The sequence below is a fragment of the Serratia sp. 22278 genome, assembly GCF_052045405.1.
Classification (GTDB): Bacteria; Pseudomonadota; Gammaproteobacteria; order Enterobacterales; family Enterobacteriaceae; genus Serratia; species Serratia marcescens.
On sequence record NZ_JBQEOW010000001.1, the window covers coordinates 661,162 to 686,185 of the forward strand.

Below are 25,024 nucleotides of genomic sequence, written 5' to 3' on the forward strand. Positions count from 1 at the left end.
ACGTTAACCTCGTCAAATAAAAAAATAATAACACCAGTTTACTGTTGATGTCGGCGTATGTATATGTATATACAACTAGTGGCCGTCGCGCCAGAAACTTGCCGGCGACCGCCAAAAATTCCTTAAGACGCGCCACCGCCGCGCCTTATTCGCCGTTACATTAACCGTGGAATACTGCCATGCCTGCTTATTTTGCCCCACGCGCTTTGCTCCCAGAGGGCTGGGCGCATAACGTCCGGCTGGACGTCGATGCGCAAGGTTATCTGACTCAAGTTACCGCCAACGCTGAGCCGCAAGGCTGCATTCGGCTGCACGGCGATGCGGTGCCGGGCATGCCGAACCTGCACTCCCACGCTTTCCAGCGCGCGATGGCCGGGCTGGCGGAAGTGGCGGGCAACCCGCAGGACAGCTTCTGGACCTGGCGCGATCTGATGTACCGCCTGGTGCAGCGTCTGACGCCGGAGCAGGTGGAGGTGGTCGCCCGTCAACTGTATATCGAAATGCTCAAGGGCGGATACACTCAGGTGGCCGAATTCCACTACCTGCATCACGACGCCGACGGCAAGCCTTACGCCGATCGCGGTGAGATGACTGGCCGCCTCAGCGAGGCCGCACATCAGGCCGGCATTGGCATGACGATGCTGCCGGTGCTTTACAGCTACGCCGGTTTCGGCGCCCAGCCGGCCCAGCCGGGGCAGAAACGGTTTATCCAGGACACCGAAAGCTATCTGCATCAGCAGCAGGTGATTGCCCGTCAGCTGGCGGATCGCCCGTTGCAGAATCAGGGGCTGTGTTTCCACTCACTGCGTGCGGTGGAGCTGGGGCAGATGCAGCAGATTTTGGCCGCGTCGGATCGCACCTTGCCGGTGCATATTCATATCGCCGAGCAGCAAAAAGAGGTGAACGACTGTCTGGCGTGGAGCGGGCAGCGCCCGGTGGCCTGGCTGTATGACCATCTGCCGGTGGATCAGCGCTGGTGCCTGGTGCACGCCACCCATCTGGATCGCGACGAGCTGGAAGCGCTGGCGCGCAGCCGCGCGGTGGCCGGCCTGTGTCTGACCACCGAAGCCAACCTCGGCGACGGCATTTTCCCCGGCGACGCTTACCTGCAGCAGCAGGGGCGCTGGGGCATCGGTTCCGACAGCCACGTTTCGCTCAACGTGGTGGAAGAGCTGCGCTGGTTTGAATACGGCCAGCGGCTGCGCGATCAGCGTCGCAATCGCCTAACGACACCGGAACAGTCGGCGGTAGGCGATGTGCTGTACCTGCAGGCGCTGCAGGGCGGCGCGCAGGCGTGCGGCGCGCCGATCGGTCGGCTGCAGAGCGGCTATCGCGCCGACTGGCTGGTACTGGACGGCGACGATCCGTATCTGGCGGCGGCGCCGGACGCCTCGATCCTCAATCGCTGGCTGTTCGCCGGCGGCAAGGAGCAAATTCGCGACGTGTTCGTCGGCGGCCGGCAGGTGATCGAGCAGGGGCGGCACGCGCTGCAGCAGCAGAGCAGCGCCGAGTTCCTGCAGGTGCTGAAAACCTTTCAGCAGGAGGCGTAATGAGCCTGAACCGTTTTAACTTCGCCGCGCTGCCGGTCAGCCCGTGGCGCAACGGCGGTGGGGAAACCCGTGAAATCGTCAGCTGGCCGCCGGGCGCGCAGGATTTTGACTGGCGCGCCAGCATCGCCACCATCGCGCAGGACGGGCCGTTTTCCGCCTTTGCGGGCATCGATCGTTCGATCACCCTGCTGGAAGGCGACGGCGTGCGGCTGTTCAGCGCCGGGCATATCGACCATCAGTTGGCGCGCGTCGGGGAGCCGTTCGCGTTTTCCGGCGACGTGGCGCTGGAAGCGACGCTGCTGGGCGGCGCCAGTCAGGATTTCAACATCATGACACGCCGCGGCCGGCAGGCGGCCGAGGTGCGGCGCAGTACGGTGCCCGTCACCCTGTCACCCAACCGGGCGGGCGTGCTGTATGTGCTGGGCGGCGTTTGGTCGCTGCCGGAGGGCGGCGAACTGCGGGCGCGCGAGGGTGTCTGGTGGACGGCGGCGGGTGGCGAAGTGACGCCGCTGACGGCCGACGGCGCGATCCTGTGGGCGAACATCACAGCCTGCTAACGCAGAGTAGAGTCCTGCGCCCGGTTATGGGATTATTCACTTTTCCCCATTAATCATAAAGAAGGGCGCATGGCTTCGCTGAAAGACGTCGCAAAACTTGCCGGAGTCTCGTTGATGACGGTGTCCCGCGCCATCAATGAACCCGGCAAGCTGCGGCCAGAAACCTATCACCGCGTCAAACAGGCGATCGACCAGTTGGACTATGTGCCGGATCTGTCAGCGCGGCGTATTCGCGGTGACGGAAATCGCGTACAGACGCTCGGCGTGCTGGCGCTGGACACCGCCACGACGCCGTTCTCGGTGGACATGATCCTGTCGATTGAAAAAACCGCGCGTGAGCGCGGCTGGAACAGCTTCGTCGTCAACCTGTTTGCCGACGACAACGCTGAACAGACCGTCGATCTGCTGTTGGCGCATCGACCGGACGGCGTGATCTTCACCACCATGGGGCTGCGTCAGGTGGATGTGCCGGCCAAACTGTTGGACAAAAGGCTGGTGCTGGCCAACTGCGTCAGCCCGGCGCACGCGATCGCCAGCTACATTCCTGATGATGAGCAAGGGCAGTATGACGCCACGCGCACGCTGATCGCCAAAGGCTATCGTTCGCCGCTGTGCATACATTTACCGGCGGATACGCTGGCGGCGGGGCTGCGCCGTCGCGGTCTGGAGCGCGCCTGGCGCGAAGCGGGGCGCGATGTTGAACAACTGCGGCAGTATCATCTCGATCTGAGCGGCGGCGATCAAGGCTATCGCGACTGCGTCGCGGTGCTGGCGCGGCATTTCTCTGCCGGCCGGCGCGATTGCGATGTCGTGGTATGCGGGAACGATCGGATAGCGTTTCTGGTGTATCAGGTATTGCTGGCGCAAGGATGGCGGATACCGCAACAGGTGGCGGTGCTGGGCTACGACAACATGGTTGGCATCGGCGAGCTGTTCCTGCCGGCGTTGACGACGGTGCAATTGCCGCACTATGCGCTGGGTCGCCTTGCGGCGCTGCATGTGATCGAGCAGCGGGAACAGCGTGATACGGTGAAAGTGCCTTGCCCGCTGTTGGCGCGTGGTTCGCTGTAACCGCACCGGGTGCGTCGCTGCGCGCCCGGTGCTCATTCCCATTACCCCCAGATGCTCGCCAACTGCCATCCCTCGATTGACTCGAACTGCGCCCGGCCGCCTTCGGCGAACAGGCTGAGACGGCGATCGCCCGCCGTCGGATAGAAGCGGCTGGTCAGGCAGGCCTCTCCCTGATTAACGAAGATTTCCAGCGAGGAGCGGTCAATAAAGATCCGCAGCGACACGGTGTCACCTTCCGGCAGCGGCACACTGCGGCAGGCGCACAGCGCCGGATGTTCATTAAAACGCTCCAGCACCAGTCGGTGTGACTGATTGTCGACGTACAGCCGCGCCGCACTCCCAATGGCCAGCCCGTAACGCTCGGCGTCGCTGTCGGTCGGTCTCAACGTCAGGATGAGCTCCTGCATATCGTTCGCCAGCGGCAGTTGCTGATTGGTCAGCGTCTGCGCCGACAACGTGTGTGACTCTCGACGCAGCGCCGCCAGTTCACGCGCCGGGTTCATGCGGACGCTGCCGTCGGCGGCCAGCGTCAGCTCGCGCGGCAGGGTGAGGGCGCCGGCCCAGCGGTGCGCTTTGCTGGGCATCGGTGATTCCCACATATCCATCCAGGCAAACAGCAGCCGACGGCCGTCGGCGGCGGTGAAGGTCTGCGGCGCATAGAAATCGTGGCCGGCATCCAGCTCACAGAAAGGCTGGGTCACCGTAAAGTCGCTATCAGGCCGCCAGTGGCCAAGCAGATAGCCGCTCTGGAAGCGATTGCGGTAGCGGTAGCCCTGCGCCGCAAGTCCTTGCGGCGAGAACAGCAGCAGGTGTTGTTCCCCCAGCGGGAAGAAATCCGGGCATTCCCACATATACCCTTGATGCGCCGTTTGCGCGCCGGCCAGCACCCGATCGAAGCGCCAGGCGCGCAGGTCGGCAGAACGGTACAGGCGCACCTGGCCCAGGCCGTTTTCTTTGGCGCCGACCACCAGCCACCATTCGCCGTTCTCGCGCCAGACTTTCGGATCGCGAAAATGCTGAATGCCGTCCGGCGGGGCCAGCACCAGCCCGTGCTTGACGAAGCGTATGCCGTCTTCGCTGGTGGCCAGACATTGCACTTCCCGCACCTGACTGTCGTCACCGGGTTCTCCCAGCCACACGTGGCCGGTGTAAATCAGCGTCAGCACGCCGTTGTCATCCACGGCGCAGCCGGAAAAGCAACCGTCTTGGTCATAGGGCGCATCGGGCGCCAGGGCGATGGGCTGATGCTGCCAGCGTATCAGGTCGCGGCTGGTCGCGTGCCCCCAGTGCATGGGGCCCCAGTGCTCGCTATAGGGGTGATGCTGGAAGAAGGCATGATAGACGCCGTCAATACAGATCAGGCCGTTGGGATCGTTGATCCAGCCGGCGGGCGGCGCGAGATGGAACTGCGGATAATAATCGTCTCGGCGTTCTGCGCGCAGGGCTTCGACCGCATGGTCGGCTTGAGCTAAGGCAGTATTCATTGGACAGACTCACTTGATTTAATGGCGGATGGAAAGGGCGTTGCCGTGGCGGAGCGTTCGCCGCGCAGCAGGAAACAGGAGACAAGCGTGGTGGCGGCGACCGCGCAGCCCATCAGCAGATAGGTGTCGGCAAAGCCGATGCGGTCATAACCGTAGCCCGCCAGCGGTGACAGGAAGCTGGCCATCACCTGGGTGATGAACTGGAAACCGACCAGGTACAGCGTGGAGGAGAGCCGGCTGTCAAAGCGGCTCGCGATGTATTTGAAAATAGCGATCAGCAGGATTGGCAACTCTACGGCGTGCAGCAGTTTCATGGCGGAGATCATCAAGGCGCCGCTGACCAAGCCGGAGCCGAACATGCGCAGCGCCATTACGCCACCGGCTAGCAACAGTCCCTGTTTGGCGCCGATGCGGTTCACCAGTAGCGGGGCCAGGAACATGCCGCCTGCCTCGAGGAAGACCTGCAGCGAGTTGAGAAAACCGTACATCTCGTTGCCCTGTGCGCGAGAAGCGAACTGTGAAGCGAAGTAGACCGAAAATTGCTGATCGAAAACGTTGTATACGCTGATCCCCAGCACAAACACCACCAGCGCCCAGAAGCCGGGCATGCGCAGCAGCGCCAGCGCGTCCTGCAGCCGCAGGTTTTCCGGTTTGCCGAACGCCAGGCCGGCCATGGCATTCGGCTTCAGCTCGCGTACCTGGCTAAGCAGCACCAGGAACACCACGGCGGCGGCGGAGGCCAGCCAGAAATTGATGTTCGGATTGATATTGAAGATAAAACCGGCCACAAAGGTGGCGCTGGCCCAGCCAAGCGAGCCCCACATGCGGGCGCGGCCGAATTCGAAACCGCTGATGCGGCTGACTCGCTCGGTATAAGATTCCAACGCGCCGATACCGGCGAAGAAGGTCGCGCCGATGAACACCCCGCCGACCAAAGCGCCGAGCGGCAGGCTGCTCGCCAGCAGCGGGGCGTAAACGTAGATAAAGAACGGGCCGGTCAGCAGCAGCATCACGCCGAGAAACTGCAGCAGGTGTTTGCGCAGCCCAAGTTTATCCTGAATAAACCCGTACAGCGGCTGTGCGCACAGCGCCACCAGCGAGATAGCGGAGAAGATCAGGCCGGTCTCGGCGCCTTTCAGGCCGATCTTTTGATTCAGCCACAGCGAGATCAACGAAAAGCTGGAAGACCAGGTGAAGAAAAAGAAGAACAGCAGGCCGCTGAGCAGCACGTAATATTTTTTCGTTTCGCGGTTCATGGGTAGGGCCCCGGTGAGTGAAGTTAGCTCTATTGTTAACGTTAACTCGCGAAGGGATGAAGCGGCCAGATATCACGCATGAGATGTTAATCACAAAAGTTAACGTTAACATTTTTGCCTTGTGATCGAGGTCACGAGTTGGCAAGGGGGCGATGCGCCCCCGCAGGATTAACGTTCGTTCAGCGAGCGCAGATGATCGTCGCGGCGCAGCGTCATCAGCGCAAACAGGCTCACCACCGAGGTGGCGACCACGTAGTAGGCGGGAATGTCGATATTGCCGGTCTGTTTGATGAGGCCGGTGATAATCAGCCCGGCCGAGCCGGAAAACACCGCATTGGATAGCGAGTAAGCCAGCCCCAAACCGGTATAGCGCACCCGGGTCGGGAACATCTCAGCCAGCATCGCCGGGCCGGGACCGGCCAGCAGGCCGACCACGGCGCCGGCGACCATCACCGCCAGCCCTTTGGCCCACAGTGAACTCTGCGCATCCTGCAGCAGGTGCAGTAAGGGAAAGGTGAACAGGATCACCGCCGCCACCGCCGTCAGCATCACCGTTTTACGTCCCAGTTTGTCGCTGATGATGCCCGCCGGCAGAATGGTCAGGGCGAAGCCGACGTTGGCCAGCACCGTCGCCACCAGCGCCTGCTGGAAGGTGGCGTGCAGCGAGGTTTGCAAATAGGAAGGCATCACCACCAGAAAGGTATAGCCGGCGGCCGACCAGCCCATCATGCGGCCGATGCCGATCAGTATGGTTTTCGCTACGCCGCCCAAGCTCGCTTCCGGCGGTGGGGCGCTGTGTTCCGCGGCCTGTTGCGCCTGGGTAAACGTGGGCGTCTCTTCGAGCTTGAGCCGCAGCCACAGCGCCACGGCGCCCATCGGCAGCGCCAGCAGGAACGGAATGCGCCAGCCCCAGTCATGCAGCTGCTGCGCGCTGAGCAGCGCGGCCAACAGCGCCACCAATCCGGCGCCGGCCAACAGGCCGAGCGCGACGGTCAGCGACTGCCAGGCGCCGAACAGCCCGCGCTTGCCCTTCGGGGCGAACTCGGTCATCAGCGACACGGCGCCGCCGAATTCGCCGCCGGCGAACAGCCCCTGAAACATGCGCAGCAGCGTCAGCAGCAGCGGGGCGGCGACGCCGATCGAGGCATAGGTCGGCATGACGCCGATCAGCGCGGTGGCCAGCGTCATCAACAGCAGAACCGCAATCAGCGTCGGGCGACGGCCGATGCGATCGCCGATGCGGCCGAAGATCACCGCGCCGATCGGCCGACAGAAAAACGCCAGCGCGAAAGCGGCGTAGGTGAGGATCAGACTGGTGATTTCATTTTCACCCTGCAGCGTGAAAAAATTGGCGGCGATAACGGTGGCCAGGAACCCGTATACGCCGAACTCATACCATTCGATAAAGTTGCCGACCGAGCCGGCCAGCAACGCCTGACGCGAGCGGCGCGCGTCGAGAGTCTGTTGATTCATCCCCGTTCCCATATTTTGAATTATTGTTCGTCAGTTCTAAATTTATACGACAAAACAATCAATTGATTTCAGCGGGAACTGTGAAGCGCTCAGCGCATGCCGTCGATGCGCCACCATCCGGGGCACACATCGGCGAAAACGCGGATTGCGCCGTATTGTGAGCCGCATTCATCTGTGGCATGTTAATTGTTCAATTTATGTCACTATTTTGCGATGCCCCCATGAATGCTGCTTACCCGTTCAAACAGGGCGATCTGTTCGCCTTGACCGTTTTTCTGGCCGTCGCCACCCATCGCAGCTTTCACGCGGCGGCGGTGGAGCTGGAGGTGACGCCGTCGGCGGTCAGCCACTCGATAAAAAACCTGGAACAGCGGCTTGGGGTGAGGTTGTTCAACCGCACCACGCGCAGCGTGGCGCCGACCGAAGCGGGTGAGCGTTTGGCGGCGCAGCTGCGCCCGGCGCTGTCGTCTATTTCGCAGGCGCTGCATGAAGTGGATGAATGGCGCGCCACGCCGAGCGGCACCGTGCGCATCAACGCCAGCGAAGGGGCAGTCAGGCTGGTATTGCGTCCGTTGCTGGCTGATTTTCTGCGCGAGTACCCCCATATCCACCTGGATATCGTCTGCGACGGCAAGCTGAGCGATATCGTCGCCGAGGGGTTTGATGCCGGCATTCGGCTGGCGGAAGCCGTACCGCAGGACATGATCGCGATGCGCGTCAGCCCGCCCGTGCGTTTCGCCGCCATCGCCGCGCCCGGCTATTTCGCCGTCCATGGGCGCCCGGCGACGCCGCAGGATTTGCTGCGTCATAACTGCATCCGCTTTCGCTTCGACAGCGGCACGATTTACCGCTGGGAATTCGAACGTGATGGCGTGAGCGAGTCGATCGGCGTTACCGGCTCGCTGACGCTGACCGATCAGCCTCTGATGGTGGACGCCGCCATCGACGGTATCGGCATCGCTTTCGTTCCTGAACATTTGGCGCTGGAAGCGCTGCACGACGGGCGCCTGGAGCGCGCGCTGGACGCGTGGTGTCCGGCTTATCCGGGGCTGTGCCTCTATTACTCCGGCCATCGCCACGTGTCGGGCGCGCTGAAGGCGTTGATCGAGTATCTGCGCGCGGCGCAGTCCTGATGCGTTCGCGTTCTGCTTTTGGCTACGCCAATTAGTGAGCCGCCTTCATCTCCACAGTGAGGTTCGCCTGCATTGTTGCGGCGTGGAGCCTGCCTTACGCTCATGAGGAGACGCCGGGCAACCGCCGGGCGCCACCCTGCTGCGAGGAGTTGATGATGGATAAGAAGATGAAAGCGGTAGTTATGACCGGCGCCAACCGGCCCTGGGAAATCAGACAGGTGCCGATGCCCCGCACCGAGCCGGGCCAGGTTCTGGTCAAAGTGCACGCCTCGGGCATGTGTTATACCGACGTATGGGCGACGCAAGGATATGGCGGCGATATCTACCCGCAAACGCCCGGCCATGAAGTGGTGGGGGAAGTGGTTGAGGTAGGGGCCGGCGTGCATACGCGGCAGATTGGCGATCGCGTCGGCACCACCTGGGTGCAATCGGCCTGCGGCCGCTGCCCGTACTGCCGTGAGAATCGGCCGCTAACCGGGCAAACGGCGATGAACTGCCCGGCGCCGCGCACCACCGGTTTTGCCGCCCAGGGCGGCCACGCCGAGTATATCGCCATCGCCGCTGAAGGCACGGTGTTGCTGCCGGACGGGCTGTCTTACATCGACGCCGCGCCGATGATGTGTGCGGGGTATACCACCTGGAGCGGCCTGCGCGACGCGGCGCCGCTGCCGCATGAGACGGTGGCGGTGTTAGGCATTGGCGGGCTGGGGCACGTCGCGTTGCAACTGTCGAAAGCCTGCGGTTTCGATACCGTTGCCATCACCCACTCGCCGGACAAGCACGCGCTGGCGAAGCAACTGGGCGCCGATCGCATCGTCGCCTCCGGCCAGGCGCTGCGGGAGAACGGCGGCGCGGACATTCTGCTGGTGACCACCAATGACTTCGACTCCGCGCAGGAGGCGATGAGCGGCTTGCGGGTCGATGGCCGCGTGGTGCTGTGCGGGCTGGACTTCAGTAAACCGTTCGCGATCTCTTCCGAAGGTGTGCCGTTCCATATGATGCGTCAGCGGGTGATCGGATCGACCCACGGTGGGCAGCGCTACCTGAGTGAGGTGCTGAACCTGGCGGCGAAAGGCAAAGTGAAACCGATGGTCGAGACTTTCACGCTCGATCAAGCCAGGGAAGCTTATGAGCGGCTTGCCTCCGGCAACATGCGTTTTCGTGGGGTTTTCGTGCCGTCGGCGATGTGAGAAAGGGCCGACGGATCGGCCCTTGAGTGCAGGGGCGCTGCGGCGCCCCGACTTTTTACAGCTTCGGCCCGGCCTTCACCAACTTTTCGCCCGCCGGGGTGACGGTATATTTGGCGAAGTTGTCGATAAAGCGCTGCGCCAGATCCTGCGCCTTCTCCTGCCACAGCGATTCGTCGGCGTAGGTTTTGCGCGGATCGAGGATCGACGGATCGACGCCCGGCAGTGCGGTCGGCACGTTCAGCCCGAAGATCGGCAGCGTGAAGGTCTCGGCCTGCTCAATGTCGCCATTCAAGATGGCGTCGATGATGCCGCGCGTATCTTTGATCGAGATACGCTTGCCGCTGCCGTTCCAGCCGGTGTTCACCAGGTAAGCCTGGGCGCCGGCGGCCTCCATGCGTTTCACCAGCACTTCGGCGTACTGCGTCGGGTGCAGCGTCAGGAACGCGGCGCCGAAGCAGGCGGAGAAGGTCGGCGTCGGCGCGGTGATGCCGCGTTCGGTGCCGGCCAGCTTGGCGGTGAAGCCGGACAGGAAGTGGTATTGGGTCTGCTCCGGCGTCAGGCGCGACACTGGCGGCAGCACGCCGAAGGCGTCGGCGGTCAGGAAGATGATCTTGCGCGCATGGCCGGCTTTGGACACCGGCTTGACGATGTTCTCGATGTGATAAATCGGGTAAGAGACGCGGGTGTTCTCGGTTTTGCTGGCGTCGTCGAAGTCGATGCTGCCGTCGGCCAGCACGGTGACGTTTTCCAGCAGCGCATCGCGGCGGATCGCCTGATAGATTTCCGGCTCCGCCTGCGGCGACAGCTTGATGGTTTTGGCGTAGCAGCCGCCTTCGAAGTTGAACACGCCGTCGTCGTCCCAGCCGTGCTCGTCATCGCCGATCAGCTGACGCTTAGGATCGGTGGAGAGGGTGGTTTTGCCGGTGCCGGACAGGCCGAAGAATACCGCCACGTCGCCTTGCTCGCCGACGTTGGCCGAGCAGTGCATCGAGGCGATGCCCTGCAGCGGCAGCAGATAGTTCATGATCGAGAACAGGCCTTTCTTCATTTCGCCGCCATACCAGGTGCCGCCGATCAACTGCATGCGCTCGCTCAGATTGAAGGCGACGAAGTTCTCCGAGTGCAGCCCTTGCTGCTGCCAGTCCGGGTTGGTGCATTTGGCGCCGTTCATCACCACGAAGTCCGGCTCGAAGTCAGCCAGCTCTTCGTCGCTCGGGCGGATAAACATGTTTTTCACGAAGTGCGCCTGCCAGGCCACCTCGGTGATGAAGCGCACTTTCAGACGCGTGTCGGCGTTGGCGCCGCAGAACGCGTCCACCACGAACAGACGCTTGCCGGAGAGCTGATTGCCCACCAGCGTCTTCAGATGCTGCCAGACTTCCGGCGAGAGCGGCTGGTTGTCGTTCTTGCCGGTGCCGTTGTCCGACCACCAGACGGTATCGCGCGTGGTGTCGTCGCGCACGATGTATTTGTCCTTCGGCGAACGGCCGGTAAATTCACCGGTCGCGACGTTGACCGCACCCAGTTGGGTGAGGGTGCCGCGCTCCAGCGGCGGCAGGTCGGCGCGGGTCTCTTCGGCGAACAGCAATTCATAGCTGGGGTTATAGACGATGTCGGCGGCCTGATGGATGCCGTAGCGAGCGAGGGTTTGTGGGGTAACAGCGCGTGAAGACATATTCTACTTCCTTATGAGTCATATTATGCCTCTTTCCCGTGCGGTGCCGCGCGCAGGATTGAGATTCGGATCAAGCTGACCGGATTCAGCTAATGCGTTTCCGGTTCTTTATTAATAAAACAGGGGGCTTTTTCGCCCTCCTATAGCATAGCAGCGAATTTAAGCCTGCTTACTTTAATTACAAAATGCTGACGATAATTAATTAAAACCAACCTTGGCGGAGGGTCACAATATTGAATTCCGCCGGCGTAATTTAGTTTTGCATTTTTATTTTTTATCATATCGTCAGGGCTGTCTACTGTTTTATTTCTTATTAGAAAAAGCGAAATCCACAATAGGATTTTTCGTAATCATTTGTTTTTGCTTGGCTATGGCAAATTTTTTGCGCCAGGTGAATCTAACCGTACTGTACGCTTGTCAGCAGGGTGAATAATGAAACAGATAAATGCAGAACTGGCCTGTGATAAAAATACGGCATCGTCCGAATCCTCAGGATTAATTAATCAACTTCGTCAAATAGATATCGGCGCGGTACCGATCGCCTTGTTTATCACGATTTGCGCGATCGTAGCGATTTCCGCCTACGCCAACTTCCTGCCGAAGAATATGATCGGCGGCCTGGCGGTGATAATGACGCTGGGCTTTGCGCTGGCGCAGTTGGGAAAAAGCATTCCCGTGCTGCGCGATATCGGCGGGCCGGCCATTCTGTGTTTGATGGTGCCGTCGGTGCTGGTCTATTTCGATGTCTTCCAGCCCAACGTCATGGGCACCGTCCATTTGCTGATGAAAGACGCGAACCTGCTTTATTTCGTCATCGCCAGTCTGGTGGTCGGCAGCATTCTCGGCATGAACCGGGTGATCCTGATCCAGGGGATGATTCGCATGTTCGTGCCGCTGGTGGTGGGCACGATCACGGCGGTGATCACCGGGCTGCTGGTGGGCAAGCTGTTCGGCTTTACCTTCTATCACACCTTCTTCTTCATCATCGTGCCGATCATCGGCGGCGGCATCGGCGAGGGGATTTTACCGCTGTCGCTGGCCTATTCGGCGATCCTGGGCTCGACGCCGGATGTCTATGTCGCGCAGCTGGCGCCGGCGGCGGTGCTGGGTAACATCTTCGCCATCGTGACCGCCGGGGTGCTGGCGCGCATCGGTATGCAGCGCAAGGCGCTGAGCGGCGACGGCATGCTGATCCGTTCGGCGCAGGAGAACGCGATGTTCGCCATCAAGGAGCAAGGCGGCAACGTCGATTTCCAACTGATGGGCGGCGGGCTGCTGGTGATCTGCGCCTTCTTTATCGTCGGCGGCCTGTTCGAACACATCGTGCATATTCCCGGCCCGGTGCTGATGATCCTGTTCGCGGTGCTGTGCAAGTACTGCCGGGTGATCCCGGCTTCGATGGAAACCGGCGCGCACAGTTTCTACAAGTTCGTCTCCACCGCGCTGGTGTGGCCGCTGATGATCGGTCTGGGCATGCTGTACGTGCCGCTGGAAAGCGTGGTGGCGGTGTTCTCGGTCGGTTATGTGGTGGTCTGTGGCTCGGTGGTGCTGTCGATGGGACTGGTCAGTTTCTTGATTGCGCCTTACCTGAAGATGTTTCCGGTGGAGGCGGCGATTGTCACCTGTTGTCACAGTGGCCTGGGCGGCACCGGTGACGTGGCGATCCTGTCGGCGTCGAACCGCATGGGGCTGATGCCGTTCGCCCAAATCGCCACGCGCATCGGCGGCGCTTCCACGGTCATCGGCGCGACGCTGCTGCTTGGTTGGTTAGTCTGAGTCCAGAGTATCTTATGGATAACCGGGGTTGGATTGCCCCGGTTTTTTTATGCGTTTTTATTCGCTTATCGTGATAGTGCTGATTATTGCCTTGAAAATCATTCGTGTGGCGCAAATGCATAGCCGTACTTTATCTAAGAAAATTCTGTAATCGGTGAAAATGTGTCTATTCTTTTCTCTTAAGGGATTATCGTTCTCATTCAGAGTGCCGAGGGAAGGCGCCAGCGCATTACCGATATCCCCGTATTGATTCAACACCGGGCCGCTGCCGTTCAGGCAATCCGCCAGTTGGGGCATCCCCCCGATTGAATTGACGAATATGGAGATAAGGTTATGTCATCAAGCAATGCTTCCGTTAAGGCCGAAGGCGTATTAGCCCTGCTGGGCGCTTATAAACCCGATGAAGACGACACCATTACCGTGCTTCATCCGTCGAAAACGTTCGAAAACGCCGGCCTGGAGCTGGTGCGCGGCGATCGCAGTTGGCACGACAAGGGCGTGACCGACACGCCGGTCTCCCTGACCTACAGCTTCTGGGAAAAGGCGCCGGGCAACATGTCGAGCATGAGCATCAGCGGCTTCAGCAGCTTTAACGCCGAACAGCGCGAGCAGGCTAAACTGTCGCTGCAGTCATGGTCAGACGTGGCTAACATCACCTTCACCGAAACCAGCAACACCGCCGCCGCCAACATCAAATTCGGCCTGTTCGACTACAGCTCGCGCGGCTCTTATGCCTTCGCGTATAACCCGGACTCCTCGCCTTCGGTCGCCGGGCAAACCTGGTATAACGCCAAGAACCCTACCTTCGTCAACAACCAGATCCATGAGAACGAGTACGGTCGCCAGACCTTCACCCATGAAATCGGCCATGCGTTGGGGTTGCAGCATCCGGGCGACTATAACGCCGCGCCGGGCGTCAGCATCACCTACGCTAAAGACGCGACCTACTTTGAGGACAGCCGCGCGCACAGCCTGATGAGCTATTTCAGCGAAAGCAACACCGGGCAGGACTTTAAAGGCGCGTACTCTTCCGGGCCGTTGCTCAACGACATCACGGCGATCCAGCATTTCTACGGCGCCAACATGAACACCCGTACCGGCGACACGGTTTACGGTTTCAATTCCAACACCGATCGCGACTTCCTCACCGCCACCGGCGCGCAGGACAAGATAATCTTCACCGCCTGGGACGCCGGCGGCAACGACACCTTCGACTTCTCCGGCTTCGGCCAGAATCAGCGCATCAATCTGAATGAAAAGGCGTTCTCGGACGTCGGCGGCCTGAAAGGCAACGTGTCTATCGCCGCAGGCGTAACGATTGAAAACGCCATCGGCGGGTCGGGTAACGATGTGCTGGTAGGGAACGCCGCCGATAACGTGCTCAAGGGCGGCGCGGGCGATGACGTGCTGTACGGCGGCAAAGGGGCGGATCAGCTGTGGGGCGGCGCCGGCAAGGACACCTTCGTCTACTTTGCGGCGGATGAGTCGACGGCGGCGGCGCCGGATTGGATCCGCGACTTCGTGCGCGGCGAGGACAAGATCGATCTGACGCTGTTCAACACCGGCAGCGCCGACGGCATCCGCTTCGTCGATCAGTTCAGCGGCAAGGCGGGCGAGGCGACGCTGAGCTACGATGCGCAAAATCACGTCAGTGACGTGGCGATCAACCTGGGCGGCGGCTTTGACGGCAGTGATTTCCTGGTGAAAGTGGTGGGACAGCCGCTGGATGCGGGGGATTTCGTGCTGGCCTGATGCAGGCAACAAAAATAGGGCATTTTGGGCAAAAACCCGACAATTCCTATTAATTACGTCATATTAGCGTGACATAGTAGCGCGCAGAAGGCCGGGCTTGCATACCTCGGGCTTCTGTCGGATCGCCAACCTTCTTCGGTTGGCGATTCATTTTCCGCCTTTCAGCATGTTGATGGCGGCGCCGAGCAGGATACGCCGTTCGATGTCGTTGCTCTCGGCCAACTGCCGCGTCAGATGTTTTTCCAGCGTTTCCACCGACAGCGCTTCGCCGCGATGACGCAGTTGCATCACGCCATCGCCGATCAGGCGTGCGACCTCATCCCATACGGGTTTAATCTCCTGTTCCGAGAACGTCATGGCCTACACCTCGGTGGGTTGATTTTTGCCCAATGTAGCAGCTGAGCTGCGGCTTCGCTACCCGCCGCCTAAAACAGGAAGCATAAAAAACAAGCCATCAGTATTTCTTCTGGTTTTTACGCTCAATACTTGCGTTGTCGAAAAGCAGGAGAAAACATCATGAACTGGGTCGAAACCTTGGCGGAGTACTACCGCCTGAGCCGCACGGGTGAAACGCAGCATTGGCTGTGTCGCCGCTGGTTGCTTCAGGAGGAGGCGCGTTTGGCCTATTTGCGGGAGTTGCTGGAGCCGACTGCGCCACGGCGGCGGTGAACAGGGCGCCGGCGTTGCCGGCGTCGTTTCGCGGGATTAACCGAAGGCGATCGCCGCCCAACGCAACAGCAGCAGCGCCAGGCAGATCAGCAGCAGCACCACGACCATTTTACTGAGCTTGTTGCCCATGCGTTTTGTCGCCACGTCGCCTTCCTTTTTAGCTGAAATACCACCCGCCGGCGAGGAGGATGAGGAAAAGCGTCACTAACGCGACGCCGTTGAGTAAGTCGCTGAACGTATCGTCAGCATCGATGTCATTTTGCCGCATGTTACCGCCTGGCGGACGCCATTGGGTGAATAATGTTCACAGTATGCGCCCCGCAGCGCGACAGGCACAGCGAAGAACGGTAAAAACGCGTAAAGACGGCGGTGGCGGAATGCGCAGTCGCGCCTGCGACGGGTGCAGACGGCCGGCAATACGTTGTACTATCCTGTCTGCATTGAGGCATTTTTCCAAAAGGTATAATCATGGCGACGGCAATTCCACAGAAATACGAACACCTTGAGCGTTGGGCATTCGGCGATACCGAGCAGCAGGCCGATGAAGTGGTGCAATTGATCCTCAATGGCACCAAAACGGCCACCTGTTCCAACCTGGACGGCGAAGGGATCCCGCAGGCCGGCGATCTGTTCCTGGTGGTGGATGGCAAGGGGGAGCCGGTCTGCGCGGTCGAGCTGACCGCGGTGGAAATGAAAACTTACGATCAGGTCGATGAAGCGCACGCCTTTGCCGAAGGCGAGGGCGATCGCTCGCTGGCGCATTGGCGCAAAGAGCTGCAGCGCTTCTTCGAAGAGTACGATCTGTTCTCGCCGGACATGACGCTGGTGCTGATGAATTTCAAAGTCGTCGACAAATTCTAATCTTATGCGCGCCGTTCCCTACGAGTGCCAGTGGGCGAGCCCGGCGTTGGCCGCCGATCTGATAGCCGGCCGGGCGACGCTGGCGCAAGACGAAAATTGGGCGCGCAGCGGCGCCCGCGATCGGGCCGAGTACATCGAGTGGGCCAACCACGTGTGTGGCATGGCCTGCCTGAAAATGGTGCTGGGCCATCGCGACGGCGCAGCGCCGCCGCTGCTGGAGCTGGCGCGGCGCAGCCTGCCCTATGGCGCCTATGTGCGTGAGGGTGAGCGGATCAAGGGCCTGATTTACGCGCCGTTCGTCGAGTACGTGCGCGAGCAGTTCGCGCTGCAAGCGGAGGTGAAGGTGGGGCTGGCGGCTGCCGACGTGCCGGCGCTGCTTAGCGAATGCCGTTACTTTATCGCCTCGGTGCATCCCGCCATTCGCCGGCCGGAGAGCGCACCGCCGCACAGGGGCGGGCATCTGGTGCTGATCACCGCCGCCGATGCGCAAAGCGTGACCTTCCATAATCCTTCGGGCGACAGCCCGGCGACGCGTGAGCACGTACAGCTGTCACTCAACCGCTTCGCCCCTTTCTTTGCCGGCCGCGGCATCGCCATCGCATAAAAAACGCGCTGTTTCCGATGAAAACAGCGCGTCGTCAGCAGTTCTGAGGCATTTTCATGCCAGCCGCATCACCCAGGCGTCCGCCTGCCGATCGTAGTGTTGCTTGTACAGCAGCGACTGTTTGCCGTCGAGGATCGCCGGGATGCTGGTGTGTTCATCCCAGCCGTCCAGCTGCATGCACAGATCCGGATCGGACTTGCAGGGAATGCTCAGGGTGCCGGCGCGGTCGGCGCCGGCGTGAAGATGCGCGTCATCGACCTCGAAGCTGCCAATTTTTACGACGGTTTTGCTCATGGGAACTCCTTGCTCAATGGTGTGGTAGGAGGTTAGACCAGTATGGTCATCGGTAAGAGCATAGCCAAATGAGCAAAAAATGCCACATAAAAATTACATTTTGGAAACAATTTCCACGCCGGCAAAACACAACGCCTAGTACTCCACCACAAAACTGAGGTTGTCCTGATAGCTGCCGACCGCCACTTCCGTCTGCGCCGCATTGACCGCCGCCTTATACGGGATGCTTTGCGCCAGGCCGGTGCCGGCGCCGCTCTGTTTGTTGGTGCTATCCCAAACGGTCGTCGTATTAGGCAAGTAAATCTGATACTGCATGAAATTGCTGGTGCCGCTTTTCATGCGCCGCCAACCGGTGACCGGGTTATTGCCGTTGGTGAAATAGGTGTTGTATCCCTCGGTTTTGGTGCAGGTCAGGGTAATGCTCTGATTGACGGGATTGAACTGTCCGACCAACGCCATGCTGCCGAAGTTGACGTTGGGTGCGGTGCCGATCAGGCAATCTTTGGTGATGGTGACGCTGACGCTGACCGTGCTGGGTTTGTCGACGCCATCCCACCAAACGCACAGGCCGAGCACGCCCAGACCGCAAATATGGTAATTCCAGATCAGGTTGATGCTGTCGGTATAGGTTCCTGCGCGCACGTTGGCGCCGGCGGTGGTTTTGATATACAGCGGAAAGTTGACGTTGGAGGAAATCAGGATCAGCGACAGCAGGTTCAGCGAGCTGTAGTCGATGGTTTGGCCGATGCTGTATGGATATTGGTAGTTGGCGTCGGGGTAGATCAGGTAAGCGATTTTATCGCCGGAGCCGTCGGTGTTGGCAACCGCCATATTGTTGGTGGTGGAGGCGATCTTGACCGTGACGGTGTTTTGCGTGAGCAAATTGAGGCCGAGGCCGGTGCAGTTGAGGCCGGCGGTGCCTTGGGCGTTGATCTGCCCATTGTAGACCACGAAAGAGCTGCTCCCCGGTAAGGTGACGGTGCCGTTGGTGGTGGCGCAGTCGGCGAATGCGCGCTGACAGAGCAGCAGCGAAAGGGTCAACAATAAGGCTTTCAATCCCCGAAACATAGTGACTCTCCGTCGTTGAATTAGCGGCAGACAACCGGGCCGACGCGCTGGATGCCCTGAGGCTTCGCCAAACTGAATTCCGCCTGGCATGGCGGGCCGCCGTCGGCCGGGATCACGCTCAGGCGATTGTGTTGTTGCACCGGGTCGATATAGGTCATGCCATCCCAACCGACATAGCTCTGCTGACGGCCGCCAACCACCGCCACCTGGCTGCCGTTGGCCAGCGGTTTGCCTTGCTCGTCAACCAGTTCGACGTCGGCGGCGGAGATGGGTTGGATGGGGAACTCGACCAGAAAACCGCTGTGATCGCGAATGGCGACGGTTTTTTCCACCGTCGGCAGCGCGACGTCGGCGGGCAGGCTGAGCGGATCAATCTGGAATTTCGCATGGTAGTAAGAGGTGACGGTCGGCACCAGTAAATAGCCCTGGGCATCGGTCTTGCCGATCGGCTGGTTCTCATAGCTCACCGGAATGTCGGCGTATCCTTGCGTGGACACCAGCGCAAAGGCATCGTTGATGGTGTTGGTGGCGTATACGCCGCCGTTCATCGCCACCAGCGAACCGCTGATTTCTCCCCAGTGGTTGGTTTCATCGCGGGTGCCGTATACGCCCGCGCGGGCTTCGAGCCTGCGGGTTCGCCAGGTCAGATCCGCCTGGCGGTAATCGCCGCCGCTCGGGTTATTGGCGTAGGCCAGATTCCAACCGAAACCGCCATCGGTCGGTGCGGCGCGGCTGTAGCTGACGCGTTCGCTCCAGCGGTTGTTGTTGTCGCGCGCGGCGCTGAAGCTGGCCGTGCCCCAACTGTCGAACGGAATCGAGAGCTGCAGTTGGGCGCTGTAACCGCTGCTGCCGATTTCCCGGTTCAGCGAGGCGTACAGGCTGCTGTTGCGCCAAAGCGACACACTGTAGGACAGGTTCACCAGGCGGGTTCGTTGAGCGATGGCGTCGCGAACGTCAAAATAACCGGCGCCGAGGCTGCCGAGCCGGCCCAGGCTGACGCTGCCGGTCAACTGATCGGTGCGGCGGCTCAGACGGTAGTCGCTTTTATACACGGAAATGTCGCCAAAATCGGCGCTGCGCAGGATGCGTTGCGCGTTGAGGCTGAAGCGTGAGTTGCTGTAGGTGTAGCCAAAACTGCTCTGATCGCCGTGGTTGCCGGTGTAGCGATAGACGGGCTGGGGATCCGGCTGTTGCAACGGCCTGCCGGTCAGCGGGTCATAATACGTGGGGGATTGTATCGGCCTGCCGCCGTTAAACGCTTCGTCGCCGGCCTGGCTGACGCTGTAGGACGCGTTGAAAACCCCCCATTGTCCGATGCGAATGTCGGCGCCGCCGCCGCCGACCGCCAACTCGGCTGCGCCTTCGGCGCGCCCTTCCAGGGTTAACCAGTCAGTGACGCCGTAACGTAAGCTGGCGCTGCCTACCCATTGCCCGTAATCGGCAGAATTCAACCCGTAGTTGCGCCGCAGCAAACCGGTGGAAATGCTGAAATCGCTCATGCCGGTCTGCAGCAGGTTGCTGGCCACGTAGAACGGTACCGTGGTGCTGACCTGGCGGCCGAGGGCGTCGGTGGTGACGACGGTGGCCTGACCCGCGCCGTTAATGTAGGGCACGCTGTTGAGGGTAAACGGCCCGGGATTGATGTTGGTGGTGCTGTTTTTATAGCTGTTGATGTATAAATCGACGCTGCTGGGCAATGCCGCCTGGCCGGAAAACTGCGGCAGCGGGTAGGTGATAAGATCCGGGCGCACCGCGAAATTGCGCGCCAATTGCAAGCCGCCGATGCGCACGGCGCTGCTCCAGGGGAGCGAGCCGGTGGTTAGGTCACCGGCGATCACACTCAGCATCCGCTGGTCATCGTTGAAACGCCAGTAGCTGTCATACCGAATATAGCGGCCGCCATCGTCGTTTGGCCCGCCGTTAAACCCGCTGCGGTAGATGCCGGTGTTGGCGACGACGCCGAACCCGTCGAACAGCCGCTGTTCGCTCCACGCCGACAGGTAGCCCGGCCGGCCATTGCCGTTGCTTTGGCTGGCGTAGATGTCGTAGTTGAACAGCAAACCGAGGCTGCTTTGCGCCGGCAAGCGCTGCAACGGTGAACGGGCGCCGATGGTTTGCTGCGGCAACCAGTCGTTGGGCACGTTGATCAGCAACTGCTGGCTCTCGCCGCTGTAGTTGACATTCACCTTCTCCAGCCGATCGACGGCGATTTCTTTCGCCTGTTTATCCGCTACCGGCAGCCCGGCGTCGAGCAGTTGTTGGGGCGTCATGTAGTAATGGCCGCCGCGGTAGTTGACCGGCACGACGTTGCCGGTTTGGCGCCCGTTGACGACCGGCTCCAGATACAGCGTGGTGTCCGGCATGCTGATGGCGCTGGGCGGCGGCGGCAGATCGTCGCCGAGCGCAAACGGCAGCCAGCCGCCGGCCGCCATGCTCAGCATGGCACACGCCAGCGGCTTAAGGCTGAAGCGCCGCGTCGATAGCCTCCCTGTCGGCTGCACCTGGGCCTCAATAAGACGGAATGGCTACGGGCTGTTTGTTGTCATTGACCGTAGCCATCAGCTTGCCGCTGCTGAAACCGCCGGCGGGCGGCAAGGCGAAGCGCATCTGTGAACCGGGCAGCACGTATCCCATCAGGCCGGGATTCAGGCTGCGGCCTTGCAGCGTCACTTTCGATATACGGGCATGCACTGCGCCTTGATTTCGCACCTCCAGCCAGCGTTCGCTGCTTTGCTGCTGTAGACGATAGCTGAGCAGGGGTTGGCTGGCGGTCGCGTAATCGCGCGGTTTTTCGCTGTCCTGTTTGGTCCAGATGCCCTTGCCGCTGACGAACAGCGGCACCGAGTAGCGCATCTGGAATTTCAACCCCATCTCCGCACCGCCGGGAGCGGCGCTCGACGATGGTTCTTTCACCGGCACTTCATCGACCAAAATGCGGTAGGCCCGCTCCTGTCCCGCCGCCGGCGCCGACTGTTTGATCAGGCGTATCAGCTGGCGTTTGCCTGGCGCGATCGACGCCACCGGCGGGCTGGCGATCACGTCGCTTTGGTTGCTGTAATCGTCTTTGCCGGCGGTTTGCTGCCAACCCAACACGCGAATTTGCATATAGACCGGTTTGCTGTCGCGATTTTCCAGCCACAGCGCGGTGGCCTGTTGTTGATCTTCAATCACCGGATCGATCGGCCAGATGAGAATGGAAGCCGCGGCCAGGGCGTGCTGTTGGCTTGCCAGGAGCAAGGCTGCCGTTAACGGCAGACGGAAGGGTATGCGCATAACTCAATCCTTATTGCAAAAAACTTAATAAGTGACCGTCAACAAGACCGTATCGCTGTAAACGCCACTGGTGGGCAGGGTACTGGTCGAAAACAGACGGGCGTAAACCTTGATTTCTTGCGTGCTGCCGGTGGCGGCGACGGTCTGCGCCGCGCCGCCGTTGGCGCCATCTCCCCAAAGGGTGGCGTAGTTGCTGTCTTGATAAAGTTGATACAGCAGCGTTTCAGACGTGACGGCGTTTTGTAATTTTCTGCCGCCGGCGATGGATCCGGTCACGTGATTGCCGACGCCGAGGGCTAGCGTGACGCTCAGCCCCGGGTTGCAGCGAAACAGCACCGAACCGGCGCCGCTGCTGGAGACGACGCTGACTGCGTTGCTCAGCGAGGACAGTTGGCCGAAGTTCAGGGTGCCGAAGGTGGTCACGTCACTGACGCCGCTGCCCAATACGCAGCCTTTTACCACGGTTGCATTGACGGTGAACGGCTGGCTTTTGGTCAAATCGTTGACGCCGGTATCGCTTTGGGCCGGGGAAAGCGGCAGGCAGAACAGCAAACCGCAAATGGAAGCGCGCATCGTCATTACCAATTGATCGTGACCTGTACCGTATCGGTGTAGCTGCCTGTCGGGGGCGTGGACTGCGCCGGAATCATGCCATAGACCGGCAACCAGTTGTCCGCACCGTTGGCGGTTTGTGACACGCCCGTCAGATTATCCCAAATGGCGCTGTGGGCGGCGTTGGTGTACAGGTTGTAATTCACCCGTTGGCCCGCCGCGCTTTGCAGGTAGCGGGCAGCGGTATTGCCGCTTTGCCCGCCGCCAAGCAGAACGCTGTAGCTGGTGCCGTTGGTGCATTTCACCCGAATGGCGCCGGCGTTTTGCTGCCCGGCGACGCTGGTTGCGGTGCTGAGAAAATACAGCGTGCCGAAATTCAGCGTGCCGAAGCTGACGTTGCCGCCTGAACTGCTGCCGGCCTCACAGGCGCTGAGCAAGGTCGCGCTGACGCCGAGGGTCGCGGTTTTACTGTCGGCCTGCGCCAACAGGCTGCACGCCCATAATCCGCAGCAGCAGAACGCGCGCCGCACCGTTACCAGGTGACCGTCATCGTGACGGTGTCGTTATAGGTGTCCGCCGCCGGGGTAGAGCCGGCCGCCGGTACGCGGCCATACACGATCAGCGGAACGGCGGCGCCGGTGCCGGTACCGGTCCGCGCGTTGGCACCGCTGCCCCAGGCGGTGGTGCGTGCGGCATCCTGGTACAGGTTATAGCTGATGAATGCGCCTGCCGTGCTGGCCATGCGGCGTTGGGTGCCTGAAGTGACGTGGAGCCCGTTGTCCAGCGCCACCGTGTAGTCTGTGCCGGTAGTGCAGGTCAATGACAGCGTACCGGCCCCCCCTGCGCCGGTGGCGCTGGCGTCGATGATGTTGGCCAGTGAAGAGTAAGTACCGAAGCTGATGGAGCCGAAGTCGTTGACGGAACCGCTGCTGCTGCCGCCCCCCACGACGCAACCGGCGCCGATGGTCAGCGTCACGCCTAACGTGCCTTGAATGGTGCCTGCTGCGTTAGCCGCGCCGTTGGCGCACAGCAGGGTTGCTACCGAGGTCAATGCCATCAGAGTTTTTTTCATCTTATATTCCTTGCCGTATGAGAGAAAGCCCGCAAAGACGCCACCCAGAGGTGGGTTGAACGTATTCATTTAGCTGCACTTTAATTAATAGAATAAGAATCGGGAATTGTCTTGATGAAAACGAGAAACTTTTTATTCTCATTCCCCGTATGACGGGGTTTGTAGGCGAGGTATACCGATAAAGTGAAATGATTAGAATAATAACGAACGGCGATGGGAATATTATTAGTGTTATTTTATCGCCGGGGAGTTTCATTCCCCGGCGCGGTATTATTTACAGGTGGAAATCGAGCGCGCCATCCCGCACCAGTTCACGCGGCAAATTGTTTTTGATGCGGCTGCCAATGCGTTTGGCGATGCCCAGCGGTTGCCCCTGATAGGTGACGATGCACTCGTCGCCCGCCGGAGGCTGCTCAGGGTAGAGATCGCGGCCGTGATACCACGCCTGGGCCAGCGCGGCGTCCAGCTCGAAATGCTGTTTGCCGCCGGCGCCTGCGAGGGCGATCGCCGCTTCGTGCTGCCAACGGAAACCTTTCGGGAAGCGTTCCGCCAGCTTGAGACCGATACGCGAGAAGCGCACCTTGCCGAACAGCGGCTCCAGCTCGGCCGGGAACAGCCAGATTTCCTTATCGCGCTCCCACAGCCGGCTGTCATCGCCCCAGGTTAAGCCGGATGCGGCGGCGGCTTGGGCGACCAGCGCCGCCTCTTTGCCGGACAGCGGGCTGAACGGAAACTTACCGACTTTATAGGTCGGCTTCGCCAACGGCGCTACGGCGTGCTGTTTGCGCAGACGGGCGACGAAAAAGCCTTCGCTGTCGTAAATCTGCGGGAAGACGTGCAGGAAACCTTCGGCGGTCAATGCCTTGCCGGCGCCGGGGAACAGCTCACCCAGCGGCTCGACGCTGACCGCGTCACCATAGGTGTCCAGCAGCCAGCGCACCACCTGCTGATTTTCCTGCGCATTGAGCGTGCAGGTGGAATAAACCATCACGCCGCCCGGCGCCAGCGCATGAAACGCGCTGTCGATCAGCTCACGCTGAGTGGCGGCGATCTCGGCGACGCTGTCCGGCGACCAGTTGCTCATGGCGTCCGGATCTTTACGCACCACGCCTTCACCGGAGCAGGGGGCGTCGAGCAGAATGGCGTCGAAGCTTTCCGGCAGCGCGGCGCCGAACACCCGGCCGTCGAAGTGGGTCAGCGCGGTGTTCTTCACGCCGCAGCGGCTGATATTGGCGTGCAGCACTTTCACCCGGCTGGCGGAGTATTCGTTGGCGACGATGCCGCCCTGGTTGCCCATCAACGCGGCGATCTGGGTGGTTTTGGAGCCCGGCGCCGCCGCCACGTCCAGCACCCGAGTCGGCGCCGCGTCGCCGGCGAACAGCGCGCTGACCGGCAACATCGAACTGGCCTCCTGAATGTAGAACAGACCGCTCAGGTGTTCGGCGGCGCTGCCCAGACGCAGTTCTTCATCGTCGCGCTCGATCCAGAACCCTTCCGCGCACCAGGGAATGGGCTCCAGTCGCCAGTCGTAATCCTGCACCAGCGCCAGGAAGTCGGCGACGCTGATTTTCAGCGTGTTGACGCGCAGGCTGCGGCGCAGCGGGCGTTGACAGGCGGCGATAAAATCGTCCATCGCCAGCTCGGCGGGCATGATGGCGCGGGTGGCGTCAAGGAAAGCGGGGGGCAGAAAAACGGCGGTGGATTTGGCCACGGG

At 61.0% G+C, this 25,024-nt stretch carries 24 protein-coding genes; 10 read left to right on the top strand and 14 right to left on the bottom strand.

What is annotated here, in order from left to right; genetic code table 11:
- Positions 1 to 179: 179 nt before the first annotated feature.
- The 3 genes from ACTJJ6_RS03360 (at position 180) to ACTJJ6_RS03370 (ending at position 3,178) form a co-directional block, all read left to right on the top strand.
- Entirely contained in the window at positions 180 to 1,550 is a 1,371-nt protein-coding gene (locus ACTJJ6_RS03360) for a formimidoylglutamate deiminase (RefSeq protein WP_049300630.1), read from the top strand.
- Entirely contained in the window at positions 1,550 to 2,107 is a 558-nt protein-coding gene (locus ACTJJ6_RS03365; RefSeq protein ID WP_049300629.1) for a HutD/Ves family protein, read from the top strand. Before ACTJJ6_RS03360 ends, ACTJJ6_RS03365 begins: the two co-directional genes overlap by 1 nt.
- Positions 2,108 to 2,176: 69 nt before the next feature.
- Complete coding sequence (locus tag ACTJJ6_RS03370) at positions 2,177 to 3,178, top strand: LacI family DNA-binding transcriptional regulator (RefSeq protein WP_028127390.1); 1,002 nt, start codon at positions 2,177 to 2,179, stop codon at positions 3,176 to 3,178.
- Between the two features lie 41 nt (positions 3,179 to 3,219).
- Here the strand turns inward: ACTJJ6_RS03370 and ACTJJ6_RS03375 are convergent, their stop codons facing one another.
- From ACTJJ6_RS03375 to ACTJJ6_RS03385, 3 genes are all read right to left on the bottom strand, one after another.
- Positions 3,220 to 4,662 (bottom strand): glycoside hydrolase family 32 protein, encoded by a 1,443-nt coding sequence (locus ACTJJ6_RS03375; RefSeq protein WP_440802096.1) that lies wholly within the window; start codon positions 4,660 to 4,662, stop codon positions 3,220 to 3,222.
- Entirely contained in the window at positions 4,659 to 5,918 is a 1,260-nt protein-coding gene (locus ACTJJ6_RS03380; protein WP_033640564.1) for an MFS transporter, read from the bottom strand. Before ACTJJ6_RS03380 ends, ACTJJ6_RS03375 begins: the two co-directional genes overlap by 4 nt.
- A gap of 168 nt (positions 5,919 to 6,086) precedes the next feature.
- A complete protein-coding gene (locus ACTJJ6_RS03385; RefSeq protein WP_079449325.1) occupies positions 6,087 to 7,391 on the bottom strand; it encodes an MFS transporter in 1,305 nt (434 codons plus the stop codon).
- Between the two features lie 221 nt (positions 7,392 to 7,612).
- On the opposite strand from ACTJJ6_RS03385, the gene ACTJJ6_RS03390 reads away from it, so the two are divergent.
- Both ACTJJ6_RS03390 and ACTJJ6_RS03395 read left to right on the top strand, forming a co-directional pair.
- Positions 7,613 to 8,524 (top strand): LysR family transcriptional regulator, encoded by a 912-nt coding sequence (locus ACTJJ6_RS03390; RefSeq protein WP_004941330.1) that lies wholly within the window; start codon positions 7,613 to 7,615, stop codon positions 8,522 to 8,524.
- Between the two features lie 167 nt (positions 8,525 to 8,691).
- A complete protein-coding gene (locus tag ACTJJ6_RS03395; RefSeq protein ID WP_143778905.1) occupies positions 8,692 to 9,714 on the top strand; it encodes an alcohol dehydrogenase catalytic domain-containing protein in 1,023 nt (340 codons plus the stop codon).
- 55 nt (positions 9,715 to 9,769) lie between these two features.
- Here the strand turns inward: ACTJJ6_RS03395 and pckA are convergent, their stop codons facing one another.
- Positions 9,770 to 11,389 carry a phosphoenolpyruvate carboxykinase (ATP) gene (gene pckA / locus ACTJJ6_RS03400; protein ID WP_015377656.1) on the bottom strand — a complete coding sequence of 540 codons (1,620 nt, stop codon included), beginning with the start codon at positions 11,387 to 11,389 and terminating at the stop codon, positions 9,770 to 9,772.
- A 432-nt stretch (positions 11,390 to 11,821) separates the two neighbouring features.
- Here pckA and ACTJJ6_RS03405 point away from each other — a divergent pair, with 432 nt between their 5' ends.
- Positions 11,822 to 13,165 carry a 2-hydroxycarboxylate transporter family protein gene (locus ACTJJ6_RS03405; protein ID WP_049300216.1) on the top strand — a complete coding sequence of 448 codons (1,344 nt, stop codon included), beginning with the start codon at positions 11,822 to 11,824 and terminating at the stop codon, positions 13,163 to 13,165.
- Between the two features lie 333 nt (positions 13,166 to 13,498).
- Positions 13,499 to 14,917: a serralysin family metalloprotease gene (locus ACTJJ6_RS03410; RefSeq protein ID WP_016928016.1), complete on the top strand. Its 1,419-nt coding sequence runs from the start codon at positions 13,499 to 13,501 to the stop codon at positions 14,915 to 14,917.
- A gap of 147 nt (positions 14,918 to 15,064) precedes the next feature.
- On the opposite strand, the gene ACTJJ6_RS03415 is transcribed toward ACTJJ6_RS03410, so the two are convergent.
- Positions 15,065 to 15,274, bottom strand: a complete 210-nt coding sequence (locus tag ACTJJ6_RS03415; RefSeq protein ID WP_016928015.1) for a hypothetical protein — start codon at positions 15,272 to 15,274, stop codon at positions 15,065 to 15,067.
- A 159-nt stretch (positions 15,275 to 15,433) separates the two neighbouring features.
- Between ACTJJ6_RS03415 and ACTJJ6_RS03420 the strand changes: the two genes are divergently transcribed.
- Positions 15,434 to 15,586 (top strand): hypothetical protein, encoded by a 153-nt coding sequence (locus ACTJJ6_RS03420; RefSeq protein ID WP_162835083.1) that lies wholly within the window; start codon positions 15,434 to 15,436, stop codon positions 15,584 to 15,586.
- A 36-nt stretch (positions 15,587 to 15,622) separates the two neighbouring features.
- Here ACTJJ6_RS03420 and yniD read toward each other — a convergent pair whose 3' ends face one another.
- Positions 15,623 to 15,715, bottom strand: coding sequence for a small membrane protein YniD (yniD, locus tag ACTJJ6_RS03425; RefSeq protein ID WP_016928013.1), 93 nt, complete (start codon positions 15,713 to 15,715; stop codon positions 15,623 to 15,625).
- 339 nt (positions 15,716 to 16,054) lie between these two features.
- Between yniD and ACTJJ6_RS03430 the strand changes: the two genes are divergently transcribed.
- The gene (locus ACTJJ6_RS03430; RefSeq protein WP_004931522.1) at positions 16,055 to 16,447 is read left to right on the top strand and encodes an ASCH domain-containing protein; all 393 of its coding nucleotides are present in this window, start codon (positions 16,055 to 16,057) and stop codon (positions 16,445 to 16,447) included.
- A gap of 4 nt (positions 16,448 to 16,451) precedes the next feature.
- Complete coding sequence (locus ACTJJ6_RS03435; protein WP_049300218.1) at positions 16,452 to 17,051, top strand: papain-like cysteine protease family protein; 600 nt, start codon at positions 16,452 to 16,454, stop codon at positions 17,049 to 17,051.
- 54 nt (positions 17,052 to 17,105) lie between these two features.
- Here ACTJJ6_RS03435 and ACTJJ6_RS03440 read toward each other — a convergent pair whose 3' ends face one another.
- The 8 genes from ACTJJ6_RS03440 to rsmF all read right to left on the bottom strand — a co-directional run bounded on the left by ACTJJ6_RS03440 (position 17,106) and on the right by rsmF (position 25,021).
- Positions 17,106 to 17,345: a DUF1480 family protein gene (locus ACTJJ6_RS03440; RefSeq protein ID WP_004931517.1), complete on the bottom strand. Its 240-nt coding sequence runs from the start codon at positions 17,343 to 17,345 to the stop codon at positions 17,106 to 17,108.
- Between the two features lie 135 nt (positions 17,346 to 17,480).
- Positions 17,481 to 18,413 (bottom strand): Csu type fimbrial protein, encoded by a 933-nt coding sequence (locus tag ACTJJ6_RS03445; protein ID WP_079449321.1) that lies wholly within the window; start codon positions 18,411 to 18,413, stop codon positions 17,481 to 17,483.
- 20 nt (positions 18,414 to 18,433) lie between these two features.
- Positions 18,434 to 20,854, bottom strand: coding sequence for a fimbria/pilus outer membrane usher protein (locus ACTJJ6_RS03450; RefSeq protein ID WP_440802104.1), 2,421 nt, complete (start codon positions 20,852 to 20,854; stop codon positions 18,434 to 18,436).
- A 67-nt stretch (positions 20,855 to 20,921) separates the two neighbouring features.
- Positions 20,922 to 21,686: a fimbrial biogenesis chaperone gene (locus tag ACTJJ6_RS03455; RefSeq protein ID WP_033640548.1), complete on the bottom strand. Its 765-nt coding sequence runs from the start codon at positions 21,684 to 21,686 to the stop codon at positions 20,922 to 20,924.
- A gap of 24 nt (positions 21,687 to 21,710) precedes the next feature.
- Positions 21,711 to 22,259, bottom strand: a complete 549-nt coding sequence (locus ACTJJ6_RS03460; RefSeq protein ID WP_086013591.1) for a Csu type fimbrial protein — start codon at positions 22,257 to 22,259, stop codon at positions 21,711 to 21,713.
- Positions 22,260 to 22,264: 5 nt separating this feature from the next.
- Positions 22,265 to 22,768 carry a Csu type fimbrial protein gene (locus tag ACTJJ6_RS03465; RefSeq protein WP_049300220.1) on the bottom strand — a complete coding sequence of 168 codons (504 nt, stop codon included), beginning with the start codon at positions 22,766 to 22,768 and terminating at the stop codon, positions 22,265 to 22,267.
- Between the two features lie 2 nt (positions 22,769 to 22,770).
- Positions 22,771 to 23,310 carry a Csu type fimbrial protein gene (locus ACTJJ6_RS03470; protein ID WP_016928005.1) on the bottom strand — a complete coding sequence of 180 codons (540 nt, stop codon included), beginning with the start codon at positions 23,308 to 23,310 and terminating at the stop codon, positions 22,771 to 22,773.
- A gap of 274 nt (positions 23,311 to 23,584) precedes the next feature.
- Positions 23,585 to 25,021 carry a 16S rRNA (cytosine(1407)-C(5))-methyltransferase RsmF gene (gene rsmF / locus ACTJJ6_RS03475; protein ID WP_049300221.1) on the bottom strand — a complete coding sequence of 479 codons (1,437 nt, stop codon included), beginning with the start codon at positions 25,019 to 25,021 and terminating at the stop codon, positions 23,585 to 23,587.
- Between the last annotated feature and the right edge of the window lie 3 nt (positions 25,022 to 25,024).

What these genes read in the sequence shown, in the direction of transcription:
- ACTJJ6_RS03365 (WP_049300629.1), top strand. Translation starts at nt 1,550, where the DNA reads ATGAGCCTGAACCGTTTTAACTTCGCCGCGCTGCCGGTCAGCCCGTGG.
- ACTJJ6_RS03380 (WP_033640564.1), bottom strand. Translation starts at nt 5,918, where the DNA reads ATGAACCGCGAAACGAAAAAATATTACGTGCTGCTCAGCGGCCTGCTG.
- ACTJJ6_RS03360 (WP_049300630.1), top strand. Translation starts at nt 180, where the DNA reads ATGCCTGCTTATTTTGCCCCACGCGCTTTGCTCCCAGAGGGCTGGGCG.
- pckA (WP_015377656.1), bottom strand. Translation starts at nt 11,389, where the DNA reads ATGTCTTCACGCGCTGTTACCCCACAAACCCTCGCTCGCTACGGCATC.
- ACTJJ6_RS03370 (WP_028127390.1), top strand. Translation starts at nt 2,177, where the DNA reads ATGGCTTCGCTGAAAGACGTCGCAAAACTTGCCGGAGTCTCGTTGATG.
- ACTJJ6_RS03390 (WP_004941330.1), top strand. Translation starts at nt 7,613, where the DNA reads ATGAATGCTGCTTACCCGTTCAAACAGGGCGATCTGTTCGCCTTGACC.
- ACTJJ6_RS03435 (WP_049300218.1), top strand. Translation starts at nt 16,452, where the DNA reads ATGCGCGCCGTTCCCTACGAGTGCCAGTGGGCGAGCCCGGCGTTGGCC.
- ACTJJ6_RS03455 (WP_033640548.1), bottom strand. Translation starts at nt 21,686, where the DNA reads ATGCGCATACCCTTCCGTCTGCCGTTAACGGCAGCCTTGCTCCTGGCA.
- ACTJJ6_RS03420 (WP_162835083.1), top strand. Translation starts at nt 15,434, where the DNA reads ATGAACTGGGTCGAAACCTTGGCGGAGTACTACCGCCTGAGCCGCACG.
- ACTJJ6_RS03415 (WP_016928015.1), bottom strand. Translation starts at nt 15,274, where the DNA reads ATGACGTTCTCGGAACAGGAGATTAAACCCGTATGGGATGAGGTCGCA.
- ACTJJ6_RS03395 (WP_143778905.1), top strand. Translation starts at nt 8,692, where the DNA reads ATGAAAGCGGTAGTTATGACCGGCGCCAACCGGCCCTGGGAAATCAGA.
- ACTJJ6_RS03445 (WP_079449321.1), bottom strand. Translation starts at nt 18,413, where the DNA reads ATGTTTCGGGGATTGAAAGCCTTATTGTTGACCCTTTCGCTGCTGCTC.
- ACTJJ6_RS03385 (WP_079449325.1), bottom strand. Translation starts at nt 7,391, where the DNA reads ATGAATCAACAGACTCTCGACGCGCGCCGCTCGCGTCAGGCGTTGCTG.
- ACTJJ6_RS03410 (WP_016928016.1), top strand. Translation starts at nt 13,499, where the DNA reads ATGTCATCAAGCAATGCTTCCGTTAAGGCCGAAGGCGTATTAGCCCTG.
- ACTJJ6_RS03440 (WP_004931517.1), bottom strand. Translation starts at nt 17,345, where the DNA reads ATGAGCAAAACCGTCGTAAAAATTGGCAGCTTCGAGGTCGATGACGCG.
- ACTJJ6_RS03430 (WP_004931522.1), top strand. Translation starts at nt 16,055, where the DNA reads ATGGCGACGGCAATTCCACAGAAATACGAACACCTTGAGCGTTGGGCA.
- ACTJJ6_RS03405 (WP_049300216.1), top strand. Translation starts at nt 11,822, where the DNA reads ATGAAACAGATAAATGCAGAACTGGCCTGTGATAAAAATACGGCATCG.
- ACTJJ6_RS03470 (WP_016928005.1), bottom strand. Translation starts at nt 23,310, where the DNA reads ATGAAAAAAACTCTGATGGCATTGACCTCGGTAGCAACCCTGCTGTGC.
- ACTJJ6_RS03450 (WP_440802104.1), bottom strand. Translation starts at nt 20,854, where the DNA reads ATGCTGAGCATGGCGGCCGGCGGCTGGCTGCCGTTTGCGCTCGGCGAC.
- ACTJJ6_RS03460 (WP_086013591.1), bottom strand. Translation starts at nt 22,259, where the DNA reads ATGCGCGCTTCCATTTGCGGTTTGCTGTTCTGCCTGCCGCTTTCCCCG.
- ACTJJ6_RS03375 (WP_440802096.1), bottom strand. Translation starts at nt 4,662, where the DNA reads ATGAATACTGCCTTAGCTCAAGCCGACCATGCGGTCGAAGCCCTGCGC.
- yniD (WP_016928013.1), bottom strand. Translation starts at nt 15,715, where the DNA reads ATGGGCAACAAGCTCAGTAAAATGGTCGTGGTGCTGCTGCTGATCTGC.